The organism is Brevundimonas naejangsanensis DSM 23858 (assembly GCF_000421705.1).
Taxonomy (GTDB): Bacteria; Pseudomonadota; Alphaproteobacteria; order Caulobacterales; family Caulobacteraceae; genus Brevundimonas; species Brevundimonas naejangsanensis.
The window spans coordinates 1-2,500 of the sequence record NZ_ATXN01000004.1 but is presented as its reverse complement, the minus strand read 5'-3'; the positions used below and the strand labels follow the sequence as shown (position 1 = coordinate 2,500).

The 2,500-nt window shown below is 53.8% G+C and carries 1 tRNA gene and 2 rRNA genes (1 of these 3 cut by a window edge); all 3 read left to right on the top strand.

Annotated features, from left to right (window positions below):
• Positions 1-2,175, top strand: a 23S ribosomal RNA gene (locus H556_RS0109555) (it extends 606 nt beyond the left edge of the window).
• Between the two features lie 76 nt (positions 2,176-2,251).
• Positions 2,252-2,366: ribosomal RNA gene (rrf, locus tag H556_RS0109550) — 5S ribosomal RNA — on the top strand.
• A 57-nt stretch (positions 2,367-2,423) separates the two neighbouring features.
• Positions 2,424-2,500 (top strand) — tRNA-Met (locus H556_RS0109545).

Genomic DNA, 2,500 nt, shown 5'->3' with positions numbered 1-2,500 from the left:
TCAGCGACTTCATATGTCGAGCAAGCTTAAGCCGTTAGGTGTAGGCGCAGCGAAAGCGAGTCTGAATAGGGCGCTAAGTTCGACGTATGACGACCCGAAACCAGGTGATCTATCCATGAGCAGGATGAAGGTAAGGTAACACTTACTGGAGGTCCGAACCCGTGAATGTTGAAAAATTCTGGGATGACTTGTGGATAGGGGTGAAAGGCCAATCAAACCTGGACATAGCTGGTTCTCCGCGAAATCTATTTAGGTAGAGCGTCCGACGAATACCTTGGGGGGTAGAGCACTGGATGGTTGCGGGCTGCGCGAGCGGTACCAATACTAACCAAACTCCGAATACCCAAGAGTACTATCGGGCAGACACACGGCGGGTGCTAACGTCCGTCGTGAAAAGGGAAACAACCCTAACCATCATCTAAGGCCCCCAAGTCATGGCTAAGTGGGAAACGATGTGGGATTGCTTTGACAATCAGGAGGTTGGCTTAGAAGCAGCCATCCTTTAAAGAAAGCGTAACAGCTCACTGATCAAGCGATCCTGCGCGGAAAATGTAACGGGGCTAAAGCCATGCGCCGAAGATATGGGTTTGCAGTTTACTGCAAGCGGTAGCGGAGCGTTCCGTAAGCCTGTGAAGGTCAACCGTGAGGTTGGCTGGAGGTATCGGAAGTGAGAATGCTGACATGAGTAACGATAAACAGTGTGAGAAACACTGTCGCCGAAAGACCAAGGGTTCCTGCGTAAAGCTAATCTGCGCAGGGTTAGTCGGCCCCTAAGGCGAGGCTGAAAAGCGTAGTCGATGGGAAGCAGGTAAATATTCCTGCACCAGCTGGAAGTGACGGATGGCATAAGTCGTCGGGGCTTATTGGATTGTTCCCGGCGGTGGCGTTGTCCCTGGAAATAACTCCAGCAGAGACCGTACCCGAAACCGACACAGGTGGTCAGGTAGAGTATACCAAGGCGCTTGAGAGAACTGTGCTGAAGGAACTCGGCAAATTGCACGCGTAACTTCGGAATAAGCGTGACTCACCCTGGGCAACCAGGACTGAGTGGCACAAGCCAGGGGGTAGCGACTGTTTAGCAAAAACATAGGGCTCTGCGAAGCATCAATGCGACGTATAGGGTCTGACGCCTGCCCGGTGCCTGAAGGTTAAAGGGAGGAGTGAAAGCTCCGAACTGAAGCCCAGGTAAACGGCGGCCGTAACTATAACGGTCCTAAGGTAGCGAAATTCCTTGTCGGGTAAGTTCCGACCTGCACGAATGGCGTAACGACTTCCCCACTGTCTCCAGCACAGGCTCAGTGAAATTGAATTCCCCGTGAAGATGCGGGGTTCCCGCGGTCAGACGGAAAGACCCTATGAACCTTTACTATAGCTTCGCCTTGGCGTTAGCGACCGTATGTGTAGGATAGGTGGGAGGCTATGAAACCGGGGCGCCAGCTCTGGTGGAGCCATCCTTGAAATACCACCCTTACTGTCGTTGACGTCTAACCGAGGGCCGTTATCCGGTCCCGGGACATGGCGTGGTGGGTAGTTTGACTGGGGCGGTCGCCTCCCAAAGTGTAACGGAGGCGCGCGATGGTTAGCTCAGACCGGTCGGAAATCGGTCGTCGAGTGCAATGGCATAAGCTAGCCTGACTGCGAGACTGACAAGTCGAGCAGAGACGAAAGTCGGCCATAGTGATCCGGTGGTCCCGCGTGGAAGGGCCATCGCTCAACGGATAAAAGGTACTCTAGGGATAACAGGCTGATTTTGCCCAAGAGTCCATATCGACGGCAAAGTTTGGCACCTCGATGTCGGCTCATCACATCCTGGGGCTGGAGCAGGTCCCAAGGGTACGGCTGTTCGCCGTTTAAAGTGGTACGTGAGCTGGGTTCAGAACGTCGTGAGACAGTTTGGTCCCTATCTGCCGTGGGTGTTCGAAGCTTGAGAGGATCTGTCCCTAGTACGAGAGGACCGGGATGGACATACCTCTGGTGGACCTGTCATGGCGCCAGCCGTGCAGCAGGGTAGCTAAGTATGGAATAGATAACCGCTGAAAGCATCTAAGCGGGAAACTAACCTCAAAACAAGGCTTCGCTGAGGATCGTGGAAGACTACCACGTTGATAGGCCAGGTGTGGAAGCGCGGTGACGTGTGAAGCTTACTGGTACTAATAATCCGATCGGCTTGATCGTTTCTCAGCAAAACTCATTCGGTTTTTACTTGCCGAAATCAAAGACAATATCTTCTCATTCATGTGTGTCGGGTTGACCCGGTGGCTCTGTCGGAGGTTCCCCACCCGATCCCATTCCGAACTCGGTCGTTAAGCCCTCCAGAGCCGATGGTACTTCGTCTTAAGGCGCGGGAGAGTAGGTCGTCGCCGGGTCTACCCGACACACATGAATGATATCTCGAACCCTTCTTCCTTTACTCACCGCCTTGCCGCGGGATGGAGCAGCCCGGTAGCTCGTCAGGCTCATAACCTGAAGGTCGCAGGTTCAAATCCTGCTCCCGCACCCA